The sequence below is a fragment of the Rathayibacter sp. VKM Ac-2801 genome, assembly GCF_009834245.1.
Lineage (GTDB): Bacteria > Actinomycetota > Actinomycetes > Actinomycetales > Microbacteriaceae > Rathayibacter.
In genome coordinates this window covers 1322284-1336393 of record NZ_CP047183.1, presented here as the reverse complement: position 1 = coordinate 1336393, position 14110 = coordinate 1322284, and the positions used below count along the sequence as shown (strand labels likewise).

Sequence of the window (14110 nt, the reverse complement as noted above, 5' to 3'; positions counted from 1 at the left end):
ATCATCCGTGTCCAACGGAGGATCTCGGATGGATTGATCGGCACTGCTGGATAATGGGCGCATGGACGACCGCCAGCTCGCCGCCTTCGTCGCCGTCGCCGAGGAGCTCAGCTTCACCCGGGCGGCCGCGCGCCTGTTCGTCGTGCAGTCGACCCTCTCGGCGAGCATCCGCTCGCTCGAGCAGGAGCTCGGCTCGCCGCTGTTCGCCCGCTCGACCCGGCGCGTGGCGCTCACCGCGGTCGGCGAGGCCCTCCTGCCCTCCGCCCGGGCGGCGATCGACAGCCTCGACCGGATGCGCTCGCTCGCGGCCGACGACGCGGCGGGGCTCCGCGGGCGGGTGCGGGTGGGCACCTTCTCCGCTCTCGACCTCGTCGACCTGCCCGGGGCGCTCGGCGTCTTCCGCGCCCGGCACCCGCTGGTGGACCTGCTCCTGCGCACCTCGACCACCGGCTCGACCGGTCTCGCGGAGGACCTGCGCCGCGGCCTGCTCGACGCCGCCCTGCTCGCTCTGCCCTCGCCGCAGCTGCGGGGCCTGGCGGTGACGCGGCTGGTGCGCAGCGACTACGTCCTGCTGGTGGAGAGCGCGCATCCGCTCGCCGCGGCGGGACCGCCCTCGCCGCAGGACCTCGACGGGCTCACCTTCGTGGACACGCCCGCCGGCTTCGGCAACAGGGTCGCCGTCGACCTCGCCTTCCGCGAGGCCGGGGCATCGCGCCGGGTGGCGACCGAGGTCGCCGATCTGCCGGGCATCCCCCGCTTCGTCCAGGCGGGGCTCGGTCCGGCGATCGTGCCGCGCGCGGGCGTCGAGCCGCTGGAGGGCGTCACGGCCCTCGCGCTCGACTGGCCGGGGCTGGTCTGGGAGCTCTCGGTCTGCACGGCGCCGCGCCCCTCCGCCGCGGTGCAGGCGCTCACGGCCGTGCTGGCGGAGCGCGCGGCCTAGGCCTCAGCCCTCGCGCAGGGGGCCGCGGACGATCGAGTCGCCGGAGTGCTCCGGGTCGTCGTCGAACGGCTCCTGGGAGACGTCCACGAGCGAGTACTCGGCGAGGTCGACGTCGTCGGGGACGGCGAAGACGCCGTCGGTCCCGTCGAGCACGCCGAGGCCGACCAGCCCGGAGGCGTCGGCGGCGAGGAGCCAGACCTCCCGGTACGAGTCGCCCGCGCTCTGCGCGTCGAGGTGCACGTGCAGGCGTCGGGCGCCGTCGGCGTCCTCCAGCTCGGCGGTACCGCTCGCTCCCTGCCAGTCGGGGAACGCGGCGAGATCGGCGCGCGCCACCACGGCGGCGGTGTCGTCGCTCCGCGAGGCCTGCCACCAGGCTCCGCCCGCGACCCCGACGACGAGCGAGCCGAGGGCGGCCAGCACGGCGATCAGAGCGCGGGGCCGGCGGCGGCGGGCGGGACGGTGCCGTCCCGGGGGAAGGGCGAGCGGAGGCGGCACGGCGGCGGCCGACTCCGGCAGGGCGCCGGGCCCGAGGTCGCCGAGGGCGAGCTCCTCGCGGATGCGGTCCCAGACCATCGCGGGCGGCGCCTCCAGCTCGAGAGCGCGGCTCGCGCGTCCCAGGCCCGCCGCGTGGCCGAGCTCGACCAGCTGCCGGGCGCAGTCGGGGCAGTCGCGCAGGTGGGCCTGCTCGGCGTCGCTCGAGTGCTCGCCGAGGGCGAGCAGGGCGAGCTCGTCGGGATCGAGGTGGGTCATGTGCTGCTCACCTCCAGGCGGGAGCGGAGCCGGTCGAGGCTGCGGCGGATGTGGCTCTTGACGGTACCGAGCGGCAGGCCGGTGCGCTCGGCGATCTCGGTGTGGGTGAGGTCCTCGTAGAAGGCGAGGCCGATCACGCGCCGGGGGACGGGATCCAGCCGGGCCAGCTCGTCGGCGATCAGGATCCGCGCCTCGAGGTCGACGGGGGCCTCCCCCTCCTCGACCGGGGCGACGGCGACGAGGGCCTCGGTGAGCCTCCGCTCGCGCGCCCGCGCCTCGTGCGCGTCCGCGATCCTCCTCCGGGAGATTCCGACCAGCCAGGCCCCGAGGGCCGCCCGTCCGGGGTCGAAGCCCGAGCGGGAGGTCCACGCCGAGACGAACACGCGCTGCACCACGTCCTCCGCGTCGCCGCGGTCGCCGAGCGAGCGCAGTGCCAGCGTGAAGACCAGCGGCGACCACCGCGAGTACGCCTCGGCGAGCGCCGCCTCCTCCCCCGCGGCGAAGCGGCGGCCGAGCCGGGCCACGAGGGCGCTGTCGGCCTCGGCGCCGTCGGCGGGCTCGATGGTCTCGATCAGGGGGTCCCTCCAGGGCTGCGGGGGGCGCCGCTGCCCGGGGGCGTGCGGCGCTGCGAGGCTCATCGTACGTCGCTGAGGCCCGGGCGGGCGGATCAGCCGGCCGGGACGGCCGTGACCACCACGTTGCTGAGGTAGTGGCGGGTGTCGTAGTCGAAATCGCCGCCGCAGGTGATCAGGACCAGGCGCGGCGCGCCGTCGGCGGCGAACACGGCCGAGAGGTCGACCGTGGTCTTCTCCGTGGTCTCCACCGTCGAGACGGTGTACGCACGCTCCGCGCCGTCCGCGCCGGTCAGGGTCACGGTCTGACCCGCGACCGCCTTCTTCAGCTCGACGAACGGTCCGAGGCCGTAGGCGAGGGAGTCGACGTGCGCGGCGATCACGACCGTGCCCTCCGGCTCGTCGAGGCCGGCGCCGAAGCGGTACCAGCCGGCGACCTGCGTGTCGGGCACGAGCTCCATCGTGCCGTCATCGGCCACTCCGACCGGCTCGACGGCCATGTCGACGGGGAGCCCGTCGACGACGAGCCGCGCGGGAGCGAGCGCAGTGGGGGCGGGAGTCGCGCCGAGCCGGGCGTCCGCCACGGGGACGGACGGCACAGCTTCCGGCGGGGCCGCCGCGGGTGAGGAGGGGACCGTGGCCGGCACCGGCTGCTGGGGCGCCGAGGAGACGACGGCGGGAGCGGGCTCCACCCGGGACTCCTGCGCCGCGCATCCGGCGAGACCGGCACCGGCCACGATCAGCCCGACCACGGCGAGGACGCGCAGAGGGAAGGGGTTCCGGCTCATGGCGTCCTCCTGGGTCGTGGTCGGGGGTGCCGGGACGGCCGCGCTCCAGCACGGCCGACCCGGCGGTCGGATCCTCGGGTCAGCGACGCGAGGCGGCGGTGCGGCGGCCGATCAGCACGGCGCCGGCGGCGGCGAGGGCGGCGAGCAGTGCTCCGCCCCACCAGCCCGCGGCGGCGTCGGGGCGGTTGTCCGCGGCGAGGCCGGCCTCACCGGCGGGGACGCCCGACGGCGAGGAGTGCAGTCCTTCGATGGTCTGCGTCGCGAGGGCGAGGTTGCCCTTCTCCAGGCTGCCCCAGGCGTAGACGATCGTGTTCACGCCCTCCTGGACCTGCACGTCGGCCGGGCCGATGACCGGCGCGGTGGTGCCGGTCGCGGCGACCACGGTCGAGATCGTGGCCGGGGCGAGGTTCAGCACGCCCTCGTTCGGGTTGGTCACGTTCGTCAGGACGGGCGACCCTCCGGCGAGGATGTCCACGGCCGGAGCGGCGGCGATGTGGCGGACCGTGAGCCGGCCCTCTCCCGCGGCGGTCTTCGAGATGTCGTTGGTGAAGAGGGTCGCGGTGGGGGTGTTGTCCGGCTTGAGGTGCGCCGCGACGGTGTAGCTCCTGCCGGCCTCGAGGCTGATGTCGATCGGGCCGATCACAGGGGCGCTGGCGTCCGCGGCGGTGGAGGCCGTGATGGCGACCTTGTAGGTGCCGGTGGGCAGGTCGAGCGGGCCGGCGAGCGAGCCGGGGGTGAAGTCGTCGAGCGTCAGCTTGTCGTCGACGTAGACGTCGACCGGGGTGTCGGGGACGGCGTGCAGGACCGAGAGATCGGCCGAGTCGGCGTCTGCGGCGGTGGCGGGCGTGGCGGCGATGCCGACGACGGCCAGGGTTCCGATGCAGGCACCGGCGAGCAGGCTGCGGGAGAAGCGGGAAGCGGTCACGGTGTTCCTCTTTCACGATGGGACCCGCGAGGGGTCGGGGGGTGGTCGAGAAGGGCCTTCACCACTACTTCCGGCCGAGGCGCCTCCGCGGATGCACCCGGTCTGAGATTCCTCGAAAGAAATCCTGCCGGACGTCCCGCGGGCCCTCGCGACGCTGGCCCGAGGGCCCCCGCCGGGCTAGCCTCCGACCAGGAGGTGCGGAGGATGGGCAGGCGCGGCGTGGTCCTCCTCCTCACCGCCGCGGCGCTCACCACGGCGGCGGTCGCGGGCGTGCAGGGCTCCCTCACCCCTCGGGCGCCGGTCGCCTCGGGCGCCGCGGCCGCCTCCGACGCCCCCGCCCAGTGCGACGACGCCCGGGAGCTGCTGGCCGCCTCGTCCGCCTTCGAGGGCGGAGCGGGCGTGCCGGGCGGCCACCTCGTGGCCTGCCTCGACGAGGACCACCGGCGCCTCACCCTCCACAACCGCACCCCCGTCGTCTGGAGCCTCGGCGACTCCTCGGTGCGGGGCGTGACGAGCGGGACGGACGGAGTGACGGGGCTGCTGAGCCTGCACGCGTCGCAGTCCTCCTCCGGGCTGCTCCTCGCACCCGGCTCGGCGGCGTCGGTCTCGGCCGGCGACGGGAGGATCCGGCCGCGGCCCGACGAGCCCTCGACCCGGCTGCAGCTCGCGCTCACGGCGGTCGTCGCGGCTCAGGATCAGGCGATCGGCCCCTCCGCCGGCCCCGACAGCATCATCCGCGGCGCCGCGCTCACCTGCGCGGTCGTGGTCGCGGAATCGGACACCGGCTGGCGGGTGACCTCGCCGCAGGCTCTCGCCGCGGCGGCCGGCGATCCGGTGTGCGCGCGCGACTGGGCCCGCGCCCAGCGCAGCGCCGCGGCCTGGCGGATCGCCCTGCCCGGGCTCGTCGACGCCGTGGAGGCTCCCGGCCGCCCCGAGGAGGACTCGGCGCTCCAGCGGGCCGCGGCCGACTGGTTCTCGGCCTCGAGCGGCTTCTCGTGGGGCGGAGTCGACCGACCCGCTCCCCTGCCCTGACCTGCGCCGCGGGCCTCGTCCGCCCGGGAACGCGGAACGGGCCGCCCTCCGCGAGGAGAACGGCCCGATCGGCAAGAAGTTCGCGGTGTCATCGAGACCGCGCCCTGCTCCGGGAGGAGCTAGCGGCGCAGACCGAGACGCTCGATCAGCGAGCGGTAGCGGTTGATGTCCACATCCGACAGGTAGCCGAGGAGTCGACGACGCTGACCCACGAGCAGCAGCAGACCACGACGCGAGTGGTGGTCGTGCTTGTGCTCCTTGAGGTGCTCGGTGAGGTCCTTGATCCGCTTGGTCATGACCGCCACCTGCACCTCGGGGGATCCGGTGTCACCGGGGTGGGTCGCGTACTCTTCGATGATCGCCTTCTTGACATCTGCTTCGAGTGCCATATATGGGATCCCCTCTCTCTCGTTGCGCGGTGCCCGGCGCCTGATGCGTGGGCTCTCTTGATCCGCGGCCGTCGAACGGCAACCGGACGACTCTACCAGAGGGAGGGCCGTGTCAGGAGCCGGTGGCCCGGTTCCAGAGCACGACGAGCCACGGCGAGACCAGCAGCTGCCAGTAGACGAGCACGAGGACGTTGAGGACCACTCCGATCCAGCCGGCGATCGGCGGGCGCTTCTCGCGGCGCCGGGCCCGGATGGTGGAGACCGCGAGCAGGATCCCGGCGAGCAGGACCGCGTGCACGAGCGCGGTGTAGAGCACGCCGACCAGCAGATCGCTGACGGCCTGGTCGCCGGGGTAGGCGCCGAGCGAGATCAGGGCGTACCAGACGAAGAACGAGAGCGGGACGGCGAGGAGCGCCAGGAGGACCGAGGCGATCCCGGCTCCGTAGCGGCGGAGGAGCCCGCGGGCGCCGGAGGCGGCGGCACCCGTCTGCGCGGCACCGGTGCGCGCGCCGCCGGTGGAGCTGCGCCGACCACCCGTGGCGGCAGCGGCGCGACGCGCGCCCGCCTCGGCGGCGGTGCGGATCGAGCGTCGCGAGGGGGCGGCTCCGGCTGCTCGCGGTGCAGGAGGACCCTGACGCCCGGGCGCGCCGTCGGATGACGTGCTCATGCCTCTCACCCTAGGGGATGGCCCCTGAGCCCCCGGATCGGCGCGACGCGGCCCGTCGGGGCGGTGGAGTCAGCAGAATGGAGCGAGTGAGCCAGACCCCCCGCGCCCCCCGGCGCAGCCACGTCCTCGACGTCTCCCCCCTCCGCGAGTCCCCCGCCTTCGCCCGGCTCTGGGCCGGCAACGTGATCTCGGGCATCGGCGGCCAGATGACGATCGTCGCGGTCGGCCTGCACATCTACGAGCTCACCGGCTCGACCCTCGCGGTCGCGCTGGTCGGCGTGGTGGCGCTGGTCCCGACCGTGATCGCCGGCCTCTACGGCGGGATGCTCGCCGACGCGTTCGACCGCCGCCTGGTGCTCCTGCTCGCCGCGATCGTGGCCTGGGGCTCGACCGCGGGGATCGCGGCGCTCGCCTGGCTCGGCGCCGAGACTCCGCTCTCCCTCTACCTGCTGACCGCGGTGAACGCGGTGGCGACGACGGTGATCGTGACCACCCGGATGACGCTGGCTCCGCGGCTGCTCCGCACCGAGCTGGTCCCCGCCGCCGCCGCGCTGGGCGGCATCGCGAGCGGAGTCGAGGTGACCGTCGGGCCGGCCCTCGCCGGTGTGCTGGTCGCCTCCTCCGGCTTCGCGATCACGTACACGATCGACGTCGTGCTGTTCCTCGCCGCGTTCCTCGGCATCGCGGGGCTGCCGGCGCTCGTTCCGGAGGGCGAGCGGCAGCGGCCGGGGCTGGAGTCCCTCCGCTACGGACTGCGCTTCCTGAAGGGCGCCCCGAACATCCGGATGTCGTTCCTGGTCGACATCGTGGCCATGACCTTCGGCCAGCCGCGCGTGGTCTTCCCAGCAGCCGCCGCCGTGCTGCTCGGCGGGGGCGCGGTGACGGTGGGCGCTCTCACGGCCGCGTTCGCGATCGGCGCGCTGATCAGTGGCGTCTTCTCGGGGCGGCTCACCGGGGTCCGCCGGCAGGGCCTCGCGATCGGCCGCTCGATCCAGATCTACGGCGCGTTCGTCGTCGCGTTCGGCGCGGTCCTGCTCGGTGCCGCGCTCGTGCGGCACGACGCGTCGACTCCGAACGCGGTGCTCATCGCCCTCGCGGCGGTCGCCCTGGCCGGAGCGGGCGCCTCCGACAACATCAGCTCGATCTTCCGGCAGACGATGCTGCAGACCGCGGTCCCGGACAACATGCGGGGGCGGCTCCAGGGCGTGTTCATCGTCGTGGTGACGGGCGGCCCGCGGGTCGGCGACCTCTACACGGGCCTGCTGGCCTCGCTCGCGCTGCTCTGGCTGCCCCCGCTCGCCGGCGGGCTCGCGATCATCGCGATCCTCGCCGCGGTGCTGCGCCTGCGACCGGGGTTCCGCGCGTACGACGCGCTGCACCCGACGGCCTGAGCCCGGGGGCGTCCGCGGGGGGCGGACGGAGGTGCGCGCCCGCCCGCGCGGCTCCGGCCGGCGGACGGGCGCGCGGGGAGTCAGTCGCCGGAGGCCGCGTCGGCGCCGCCGCCGTCGGTCAGCCGGTCGTCCGAGACCAGTCCGCTGTCGTCGTCGCGGCCCTCGACCCGCACCGGGCGGTAGACGTGGAAGCCGTCGTCGTCGGGCTCGAGCTCCCAGACCACCTCGACCTCCTCGCCGTCGATGTCGGCGGTCCGGGTGAGCGAGCGCTGCGGTTCGCCGCCGACCGTCTCGAGGCGGATGCTCTCCTGCTCCGCTCCGCTGTCGAGGATGGCGGTGTAGATCGATTCGGTGTCCATGCCTCGACGCTAGACACGCACGGGGAGGCGTCGCCACCCCTTGCGGCGGCGCCCGGTCCGCGTAGCGTCGGCACCATGACCGACACCGACATCACTCCCGCCGACTCCGACGACCGCGAGCAGATCACCGAGATGGTGAAGAGCGCCGGGATCGGGCTCCTCACCACCGTCAACGCCACCGGGCAGCTCGTCAGCCGTCCGCTGAAGGCCCAGGACATCGACTTCGACGGCGAGCTGTGGTTCTTCACGCAGGACCCGTCGCCAAAGGTCGACGACATCCGCGCGAACCCGAGCGTCAACGTCGCGTTCGAGTCGAAGAAGGGCTACCTGTCGGTGGCGGGCTCGGCGACCGTCGTGCACGACCCGGCGAAGGTGGACGAGCTGTGGTCCCCGGCCGTCGCCGGCTGGTTCCCCGACGGCAAGGACGACCCGACCGTCGCGCTGATCCGCGTCGAGGCCGAGACCGTCGAGCTGTGGGCGACCGACGAGCCCCGTCCGGTCGTGCTGTTCAAGGTCCTCACGGCCGCCGTCACCGGCGGGCAGCCCGACATCGGCGAGAACCGCACCGTCTCCTTCGAGTGATCCCTCCCTCCCCGCGGGACCCCGCCGGGGCGGACGCGCGCAGCGCGCTCCCGCCCGGGCGGCCGCTCGCGGGGATGCGTCAGGCGCCGCCGAAGCGCTCGGTGCGCACGCGCTCGGGCGCGTGGCCCTGCTCGACCAGGGCGGTGGCGACGGCCTCGACGAACGAGGTCGGGCCGCACACGTAGACGGTCGGCTCGAGCGCGGCCGGCAGTGCCGACTCGGCGAGCAGCTCCGGAGTGACGCGGCCGGCCGGACGCGCCGCTCCCGCCGGCGCCACCCGGGTGAAGACGTGGTCCACCGCGACTCCGCCCGAGGCCGCCGGCAGGTCGGCGAGCGCCCCCAGCTCCTCGCGGTAGTAGGCGAACACCGGCGAGCGGACCGAGTAGAGCAGCTGCATCCGCGCCCCGCTCCCGGACCGGGCGTGCTCGCGCGCCATCGCCATCAGCGGCACCACGCCGCTCCCGCCGGCGATCAGCTGCACCGGCTCCGCCTGCTCGGGACGCCAGACGAACCAGCCGCCGATCGGACCGCGGATCTCGAGCCGGTCGCCCGCCTCGAGGCCGTCGACCAGGTACGGGGAGACCTCCCCGTCGTCCAAGCGCTCCACCGCGAGCTCGACCCGCTCCCCGTCGGCCGGGGCGCCGATCGAGTAGGAGCGGCTCGCCTGGTAGCCGTCGGGCGCGGTGAGGCGCACGTCGAGGTGCTGCCCCGCCAGGTGGCCCGGCCACCCGGGCACGCGGAGCACCAGAAGACGCGACGTGGGGGTGAGCGGCGCGACCGACTCGGCCACCGCCTCCGTCCACATCACCAGTAGCGCTCCTCTTTCCAGGGGTCCCCGTGCATGTGGTAGCCGTTCTGCTCCCAGAAGCCGGGCTCGTCGCCGGGCATCAGGCGGAGCGTCCGCACCCACTTCGCGCTCTTCCAGAAGTAGAGGTGCGGCACCAGGAGCCGCGCGGGGCCGCCGTGCTCGGCGGCGAGGGGCTTCCCCTCGAACTCGGTGACGACCCAGGCCTTCCCGCCGCGGATCTCGGCGAGCGGGAGGTTCGTCGTGTAGCCGCCGAAGCTCTGCGCCATGACGAAGCCGGCGTCCGTCTCCATGCCCTCCAGCAGCGTGTCGACCGAGACGCCGCGCCAGCTGGTGCCGAGCTTCGACCACCGGGTCACGCAGTGGATGTCGGTGTGCACGTCCTCGTGCGGGAGGGCGTCGAACTGCTCGCGATTCCAGCGGCGGACGCCCGCGGGGCCGCCGTCGATGGAGAAGGCCCACTCGTGGATGTTCGGGGTGGGTCCGATCGAGAGGACGGGGAACCCGTTCTCGAGGTGCTGGCCCGGCGGGAGGTCCGGGTCCGACTCCCTCTTGCCGAAGAAGCCCCGCGTGATGATGCCCATGTCCGCCCTCGTCGTCCTCGGGGCCTGGCCCCGGATCGCTGGAAACCGCTCGTCGCGCTCACGCTACCGCTCGGCGCTACCGCATGCGGGTCCGCCGGGCGAGCCCGGGATCGTGTCGGACGTCGATGCCAGGATCGGGGCATGAGACGAACCGTCGTGCCGCCGTACCTCCTCGTCCGCATCGCCCGCCTCGACGATCCGGCCTTCGCCCGGGCCGCGCGGGCCGCGACCCGCTCGCTCGAGCAGGACGTGCCGTTCCGGCGGGTCCGCCCCGGCGAGCCCTCGCCCGGCCGCGGGGCGCCGACCGCCGCCGCGACGCCCTCGCCGCGCAACCGCGTGCAGTCGCTCCAGCGCACCATCGCGGATGCGCGGACGGAGGAGACCCTGCCCGGCACGGTCGTCCGCCGCGAGGGCGAGGCGGCCACGGGAGACGCGGCCGTCGACGAGGCGTACGACGGCCTCGGCGCGATGTCGGCCTTCCTGCAGGGGGCGTACGGCCGCGACTCGATCGACGACGCCTGGCTCCCCCTCGACGCGACCGTGCACTTCGGCGACGACTACGACAACGCCTTCTGGGACGGCTCGCGGATGGTCTTCGGCGACGGGGACGGCCAGGTGTTCCGCCGCTTCACCGTCTCGCAGAGCGTGATCGGCCACGAGCTCGCCCACGGCATCACCGAGTACACGGCGAACCTCGTCTACCGGGGCCAGTCCGGAGCCCTCAACGAGTCGATCTCGGACGTGTTCGGAGCCCTGCTGGAGCAGTACGGCGCCGGGCAGAGCGCCGACGAGGCGAGCTGGCTGATCGGTGAGGGGCTCTTCACCGACGAGGTGCAGGGCACGGCCCTGCGGTCGATGATCGCGCCCGGCACCGCGTACGACGACGACGTCCTCGGCTCCGACCCGCAGCCGGGCTCGATGGCCGACTACGTCGAGACCGACGACGACAACGGCGGAGTGCACATCAACTCGGGCATCCCCAACCGCGCGTTCGCCGTGGCGGCGACGACCCTCGGCGGACAGGCGTGGGAGCGCGCCGGGCAGGTCTGGTACGACGTGCTGACCGGGGGCGTCCTCACCGCGACGGCCGACTTCGAGGCGTTCGCAGCGCTCACCGTGCAGGCCGCCGCCGAGCGCTACGGATCCGGCTCCGAGGTCGAGGCCGCTGTGCGCACCGGCTGGACGACGGTCGGCGTGACGCTGTCCGCCTGAGCCGGTCCGCTCGCGGGCGGAGGCGGGTAGCATCGCGCGCATGGACGTCATCGTGTCGCGCAGCGGCGGATTCGCCGGCCTCCGCCGGGTGTGGCGGGTCGACGTCGAGCAGCAGCCCGACGAGCGCGCCTGGCGCGACCTGCTCGGCTCGCTCCCCTGGGACGCCGCGGACGGCGAGTCCCCCGGCCGGGCCGACCGCTTCGTCTACGAGATCCGCGTGCAGACGCACCACGTCCGCCTCGGCGAGACCGAGCTCGACGGGGCGTGGCGCGAACTGGTCGACCGCGTGAAGAAGGCGCAGCCCCGCTAGGAGCTGCGCCTTCGTCGTGTGCTCGGAGTTACTTGGTGCCGAGCAGGTCGATCACGAAGATCAGGGTCTTGCCGGAGAGCGGGTGCCCTCCGCCGGCCGGGCCGTACGCCAGCGCGGGCGGGCAGATCAGCTTGCGGCGGCCGCCGACCTTCATCCCGGGGATGCCCTGCTGCCAGGCGCGGATCAGGTTGTTCAGGGGGAAGTTGATCGACTGGTTCCGGCTCCAGGACGAGTCGAACTCCTCGCCGGTGTCGTACTCGACGCCGAGGTAGTGGACCTCGACGGTCGAGCCGGGCTGCGCCTCGGCGCCGTCGCCGACGACGATGTCCTCGACGACGAGGGTGTCGGGGGCCGGGCCCTCAGGGGCGTCGACCTCGGGCTTGGTCAGGTTCTCGCTGCTCATGCCTCGATCCTACGGCGCCCGGGAGCGGAGTCTGGGAGCGGGCTGCGAGCGCTCACTCCACCAGGGTGAGGCGCTGCGTCGGCCGGGTCATCGCGACGTAGAGCGACGCCGCGCCGCGCTCGCCGGTCTGCGCGATGAGGCGCGGGCGGGCGATGATCACGGAGTCGAACTCGAGCCCCTTGGCGTCGTTGGTCGAGAGCACGGCGATCGCGCGGTCGAGCCCGGTCGCTCCGCGGCCCACCTCCCGGCCGAACCGCTCCTCGAGGCGCTCGGCGATCGCGGCGAGGTCGTCGTCGGGCGCGATGACCGCGAGGGTCCCCTCCGCCTCGATCGCCCTGTCCTCGACCACGGCCGCGAGCACGCGTGCGGTGAGGGCCGCGTCACCGCGGTCGCGGATCGTCCGCACCGGCCACTCGGTGGAGCGCACGGCCTCCCCCGGCGTGATCTCCAGCCCGTTCTCGCGCGCCGTCCGCTCGGCGAAAGCGACGATCTGCGCGGGCGTGCGGTAGTTGACCGTCAGCTCCTCCAGGCGCCACGGCGCCGCCTCCACTCCCCGGCCCTGGCGACCGAAGGTGTCGCGGAGCGCGGCGTCCCAGCTCGAGGCGGCGGAGGCTCCGGACGCCTGCGCGACATCGCCCACGATCGTGAACGAGCGCATCGGGCAGCGGCGCAGCAGCACCCGCCACTGCATCGGCGAGAGCTCCTGCGCCTCGTCGACCACGACGTGCCCGTAGGTCCAGGTGCGGTCGGCCGCGGCCCGCTCGGCGGTCGTACCGAGCACCGAGCGCTCGGCGAAACCGGCCGCGAGGTCCTTGGCGTTGACGAGACCGTCGACGCCCATGTTGCGGATGGCGGCCTCCGCGTTCTCGATGTCGCGCCGGCGCTGCTCCTTCTCGGCCTTCTTCGAGGCGTCGGCGTGGTCGTCGTAGGCGCCGAGCAGCTCCGCGGCCTCGTCGAGCAGCGGCACGTCGGAGACCGTGAACGCAGCGTCGCGGTCGCGGCGGAGGAGGGAGCGCTGCGCGGCGGTCCAGCGCGGCGTGAGCGTCGCGAACCAGTTCGGGCGAGCGTAGAGGTCCTGCAGCAGCTTCTCGGGCGTGAGCGGGATCCAGGCGGTGTTGAGCGCGACGCGGACGTCGCGGGCGGTCCGCACGTCCTCGCGCAGCACCGCCTCGTCGGCCTCGTCGACCGTGCTGCCGTGGCTCCGCAGCTGATCGGCGAGCTGGCGGGTGAGCTGCGAGAGCAGCGTCTTGACGAAGGAGACGCGCGCCTCGTTGTGCGGCTTGCGGGTGTCGCGTGCCCGGGTGATCGCGCGCTCCACGTCCTGCGGCTCCAGGCGGAGCTTCTCGCCGTTGACGTCGAGCACCTGCGTCTCGGACGGGACGATCTGGCGGGAGCGGACCGCGCGCTTGAGCAGCTCCGCCATCCGCGCCGAGCCCTTCACGCGGGCGACCGCGGGCACGTCCTCCTCGACGAGGTCGAGGCCCGGGTAGAGCTGGCCGAGCGTCGAGAGGACGACGCCCGTCTCGCCGAGCGAGGGCAGCACCGCCTCGATGTAGCGGAGGAAGGAGCGCGAGGGCCCGACCACGAGCACGCCGGAGGAGGCGATGCGGTCGCGGTAGGAGTAGAGGAGGTAGGCGGCCCGGTGCAGGGCGACCGCGGTCTTGCCGGTGCCGGGCCCGCCCTGCACGACGAGCACGCCGCGCAGCTCGGACCGGATGATGCGGTCCTGCTCGCTCTGGATGGTCGCGACGATGTCGTGCATCCGGCCCGTGCGCTGCGCACCGAGGGCCGCCATGAGCGCGCCCTCGCCCTGCAGCACGGTGCCCTCGCGCAGCAGCTCCTCGTCGAAGACCTCGTCCTCGAAGCGGAGGACCTCGCGCCCCCGGGTGGTGAGGTGGCGCCGGGCGCGCGTCCCCATCGGCCGGGCGGCGGTGGCCTGGTAGAACGCGGCCGACTGCGGGGCGCGCCAGTCGAGCAGCAGCGTGTCCTGCTCCTCGTCGCGCAGGCCGATGCGGCCGATGTAGCGGTGCTCGGACTCGGCGTCCGCCAGCGTGAGCCGGCCGAAGGCGAGCCGGTCGTCGGCGCCGGTGAGCGAGCGGATGCGGTCCTCGTAGAGGCGTGCGTACGCGTCGCGCTCGGAGCGGCTCTGGTGATTGCCGCCGACGCTCTCGATGCGGACGGTGTCCAGCGCCTCGCGGGCCTGGGCGATCAGCTCGTCGAGGCGGGCGTAGAGCGCCGCCACGTAGTCGCGCTCCCGAGAGAGCTCGGTGGCCTGCACAGTGCTGCCGTCCGTCATCGTCCGCCTTCCGAGGGTCCGCCGCCGCGGGCCGGGAGGCGCAGGATGCGCTCCGGGGGCCGCGGGAAAACAGGCGGTCCAGTCTACCGAGCGTTCCGAACGGGG

Annotated in this window: 17 protein-coding genes; 6 read left to right on the top strand and 11 right to left on the bottom strand. The window is 74.2% G+C overall.

The window, feature by feature from the left end; all coding sequences use genetic code 11:
* The first annotated feature begins 61 nt into the window (after positions 1 to 61).
* The gene (locus GSU45_RS06145) at positions 62 to 940 is read left to right on the top strand and encodes a LysR family transcriptional regulator (protein WP_159913570.1); all 879 of its coding nucleotides are present in this window, start codon (positions 62 to 64) and stop codon (positions 938 to 940) included.
* A gap of 3 nt (positions 941 to 943) precedes the next feature.
* Here GSU45_RS06145 and GSU45_RS06140 read toward each other — a convergent pair whose 3' ends face one another.
* The 4 genes from GSU45_RS06140 to GSU45_RS06125 form a co-directional block, all read right to left on the bottom strand.
* On the bottom strand, positions 944 to 1690 hold the full coding sequence (locus tag GSU45_RS06140) for an anti-sigma factor (RefSeq protein WP_159913568.1): 747 nt from the start codon (positions 1688 to 1690) through the stop codon (positions 944 to 946).
* A complete protein-coding gene (locus tag GSU45_RS06135; RefSeq protein ID WP_159913566.1) occupies positions 1687 to 2328 on the bottom strand; it encodes a sigma-70 family RNA polymerase sigma factor in 642 nt (213 codons plus the stop codon). Before GSU45_RS06135 ends, GSU45_RS06140 begins: the two co-directional genes overlap by 4 nt.
* Before the next feature lie 29 nt (positions 2329 to 2357).
* A complete protein-coding gene (locus GSU45_RS06130) occupies positions 2358 to 3050 on the bottom strand; it encodes a class F sortase (RefSeq protein WP_159913564.1) in 693 nt (230 codons plus the stop codon).
* 79 nt (positions 3051 to 3129) lie between these two features.
* Positions 3130 to 3975, bottom strand: a complete 846-nt coding sequence (locus GSU45_RS06125) for a DUF4397 domain-containing protein (RefSeq protein WP_159913562.1) — start codon at positions 3973 to 3975, stop codon at positions 3130 to 3132.
* Between the two features lie 204 nt (positions 3976 to 4179).
* On the opposite strand from GSU45_RS06125, the gene GSU45_RS06120 reads away from it, so the two are divergent.
* Complete coding sequence (locus GSU45_RS06120; RefSeq protein ID WP_159913560.1) at positions 4180 to 5007, top strand: hypothetical protein; 828 nt, start codon at positions 4180 to 4182, stop codon at positions 5005 to 5007.
* Positions 5008 to 5126: 119 nt separating this feature from the next.
* Here GSU45_RS06120 and rpsO read toward each other — a convergent pair whose 3' ends face one another.
* Positions 5127 to 5396 carry a 30S ribosomal protein S15 gene (rpsO, locus tag GSU45_RS06115; RefSeq protein WP_104276136.1) on the bottom strand — a complete coding sequence of 90 codons (270 nt, stop codon included), beginning with the start codon at positions 5394 to 5396 and terminating at the stop codon, positions 5127 to 5129.
* Positions 5397 to 5508: 112 nt separating this feature from the next.
* Positions 5509 to 6063 (bottom strand): hypothetical protein, encoded by a 555-nt coding sequence (locus tag GSU45_RS06110; protein WP_159913558.1) that lies wholly within the window; start codon positions 6061 to 6063, stop codon positions 5509 to 5511.
* 86 nt (positions 6064 to 6149) lie between these two features.
* Between GSU45_RS06110 and GSU45_RS06105 the strand changes: the two genes are divergently transcribed.
* Complete coding sequence (locus tag GSU45_RS06105; RefSeq protein WP_244248240.1) at positions 6150 to 7454, top strand: MFS transporter; 1305 nt, start codon at positions 6150 to 6152, stop codon at positions 7452 to 7454.
* Positions 7455 to 7534: 80 nt separating this feature from the next.
* Here the strand turns inward: GSU45_RS06105 and GSU45_RS06100 are convergent, their stop codons facing one another.
* The gene (locus tag GSU45_RS06100; protein ID WP_159913554.1) at positions 7535 to 7813 is read right to left on the bottom strand and encodes a hypothetical protein; all 279 of its coding nucleotides are present in this window, start codon (positions 7811 to 7813) and stop codon (positions 7535 to 7537) included.
* Between the two features lie 75 nt (positions 7814 to 7888).
* On the opposite strand from GSU45_RS06100, the gene GSU45_RS06095 reads away from it, so the two are divergent.
* Entirely contained in the window at positions 7889 to 8395 is a 507-nt protein-coding gene (locus GSU45_RS06095; protein ID WP_159913552.1) for a pyridoxamine 5'-phosphate oxidase family protein, read from the top strand.
* A gap of 79 nt (positions 8396 to 8474) precedes the next feature.
* Here GSU45_RS06095 and GSU45_RS06090 read toward each other — a convergent pair whose 3' ends face one another.
* On the bottom strand, positions 8475 to 9200 hold the full coding sequence (locus tag GSU45_RS06090) for a ferredoxin reductase (RefSeq protein WP_159916927.1): 726 nt from the start codon (positions 9198 to 9200) through the stop codon (positions 8475 to 8477).
* The gene (locus tag GSU45_RS06085; protein ID WP_159913550.1) at positions 9200 to 9784 is read right to left on the bottom strand and encodes a molybdopterin-dependent oxidoreductase; all 585 of its coding nucleotides are present in this window, start codon (positions 9782 to 9784) and stop codon (positions 9200 to 9202) included. Before GSU45_RS06085 ends, GSU45_RS06090 begins: the two co-directional genes overlap by 1 nt.
* A 141-nt stretch (positions 9785 to 9925) precedes the next feature.
* Here GSU45_RS06085 and GSU45_RS06080 point away from each other — a divergent pair, with 141 nt between their 5' ends.
* Together GSU45_RS06080 and GSU45_RS06075 are read left to right on the top strand one after the other, a co-directional pair.
* Positions 9926 to 10996, top strand: coding sequence for a M4 family metallopeptidase (locus GSU45_RS06080; RefSeq protein WP_159913548.1), 1071 nt, complete (start codon positions 9926 to 9928; stop codon positions 10994 to 10996).
* A 40-nt stretch (positions 10997 to 11036) separates the two neighbouring features.
* A complete protein-coding gene (locus GSU45_RS06075) occupies positions 11037 to 11306 on the top strand; it encodes a protealysin inhibitor emfourin (RefSeq protein ID WP_104239032.1) in 270 nt (89 codons plus the stop codon).
* A 28-nt stretch (positions 11307 to 11334) separates the two neighbouring features.
* Here GSU45_RS06075 and GSU45_RS06070 read toward each other — a convergent pair whose 3' ends face one another.
* The gene (locus tag GSU45_RS06070; RefSeq protein WP_159913546.1) at positions 11335 to 11709 is read right to left on the bottom strand and encodes an FKBP-type peptidyl-prolyl cis-trans isomerase; all 375 of its coding nucleotides are present in this window, start codon (positions 11707 to 11709) and stop codon (positions 11335 to 11337) included.
* A 52-nt stretch (positions 11710 to 11761) separates the two neighbouring features.
* The gene (locus tag GSU45_RS06065) at positions 11762 to 14005 is read right to left on the bottom strand and encodes a UvrD-helicase domain-containing protein (RefSeq protein ID WP_159913544.1); all 2244 of its coding nucleotides are present in this window, start codon (positions 14003 to 14005) and stop codon (positions 11762 to 11764) included.
* Between the last annotated feature and the right edge of the window lie 105 nt (positions 14006 to 14110).

What these genes read in the sequence shown, in the direction of transcription:
- GSU45_RS06145 (WP_159913570.1), top strand. Translation starts at nt 62, where the DNA reads ATGGACGACCGCCAGCTCGCCGCCTTCGTCGCCGTCGCCGAGGAGCTC.
- GSU45_RS06140 (WP_159913568.1), bottom strand. Translation starts at nt 1,690, where the DNA reads ATGACCCACCTCGATCCCGACGAGCTCGCCCTGCTCGCCCTCGGCGAG.
- GSU45_RS06135 (WP_159913566.1), bottom strand. Translation starts at nt 2,328, where the DNA reads ATGAGCCTCGCAGCGCCGCACGCCCCCGGGCAGCGGCGCCCCCCGCAG.
- GSU45_RS06130 (WP_159913564.1), bottom strand. Translation starts at nt 3,050, where the DNA reads ATGAGCCGGAACCCCTTCCCTCTGCGCGTCCTCGCCGTGGTCGGGCTG.
- GSU45_RS06120 (WP_159913560.1), top strand. Translation starts at nt 4,180, where the DNA reads ATGGGCAGGCGCGGCGTGGTCCTCCTCCTCACCGCCGCGGCGCTCACC.
- rpsO (WP_104276136.1), bottom strand. Translation starts at nt 5,396, where the DNA reads ATGGCACTCGAAGCAGATGTCAAGAAGGCGATCATCGAAGAGTACGCG.
- GSU45_RS06110 (WP_159913558.1), bottom strand. Translation starts at nt 6,063, where the DNA reads ATGAGCACGTCATCCGACGGCGCGCCCGGGCGTCAGGGTCCTCCTGCA.
- GSU45_RS06100 (WP_159913554.1), bottom strand. Translation starts at nt 7,813, where the DNA reads ATGGACACCGAATCGATCTACACCGCCATCCTCGACAGCGGAGCGGAG.
- GSU45_RS06095 (WP_159913552.1), top strand. Translation starts at nt 7,889, where the DNA reads ATGACCGACACCGACATCACTCCCGCCGACTCCGACGACCGCGAGCAG.
- GSU45_RS06090 (WP_159916927.1), bottom strand. Translation starts at nt 9,200, where the DNA reads ATGTGGACGGAGGCGGTGGCCGAGTCGGTCGCGCCGCTCACCCCCACG.
- GSU45_RS06085 (WP_159913550.1), bottom strand. Translation starts at nt 9,784, where the DNA reads ATGGGCATCATCACGCGGGGCTTCTTCGGCAAGAGGGAGTCGGACCCG.
- GSU45_RS06080 (WP_159913548.1), top strand. Translation starts at nt 9,926, where the DNA reads ATGAGACGAACCGTCGTGCCGCCGTACCTCCTCGTCCGCATCGCCCGC.
- GSU45_RS06075 (WP_104239032.1), top strand. Translation starts at nt 11,037, where the DNA reads ATGGACGTCATCGTGTCGCGCAGCGGCGGATTCGCCGGCCTCCGCCGG.
- GSU45_RS06070 (WP_159913546.1), bottom strand. Translation starts at nt 11,709, where the DNA reads ATGAGCAGCGAGAACCTGACCAAGCCCGAGGTCGACGCCCCTGAGGGC.
- GSU45_RS06065 (WP_159913544.1), bottom strand. Translation starts at nt 14,005, where the DNA reads ATGACGGACGGCAGCACTGTGCAGGCCACCGAGCTCTCTCGGGAGCGC.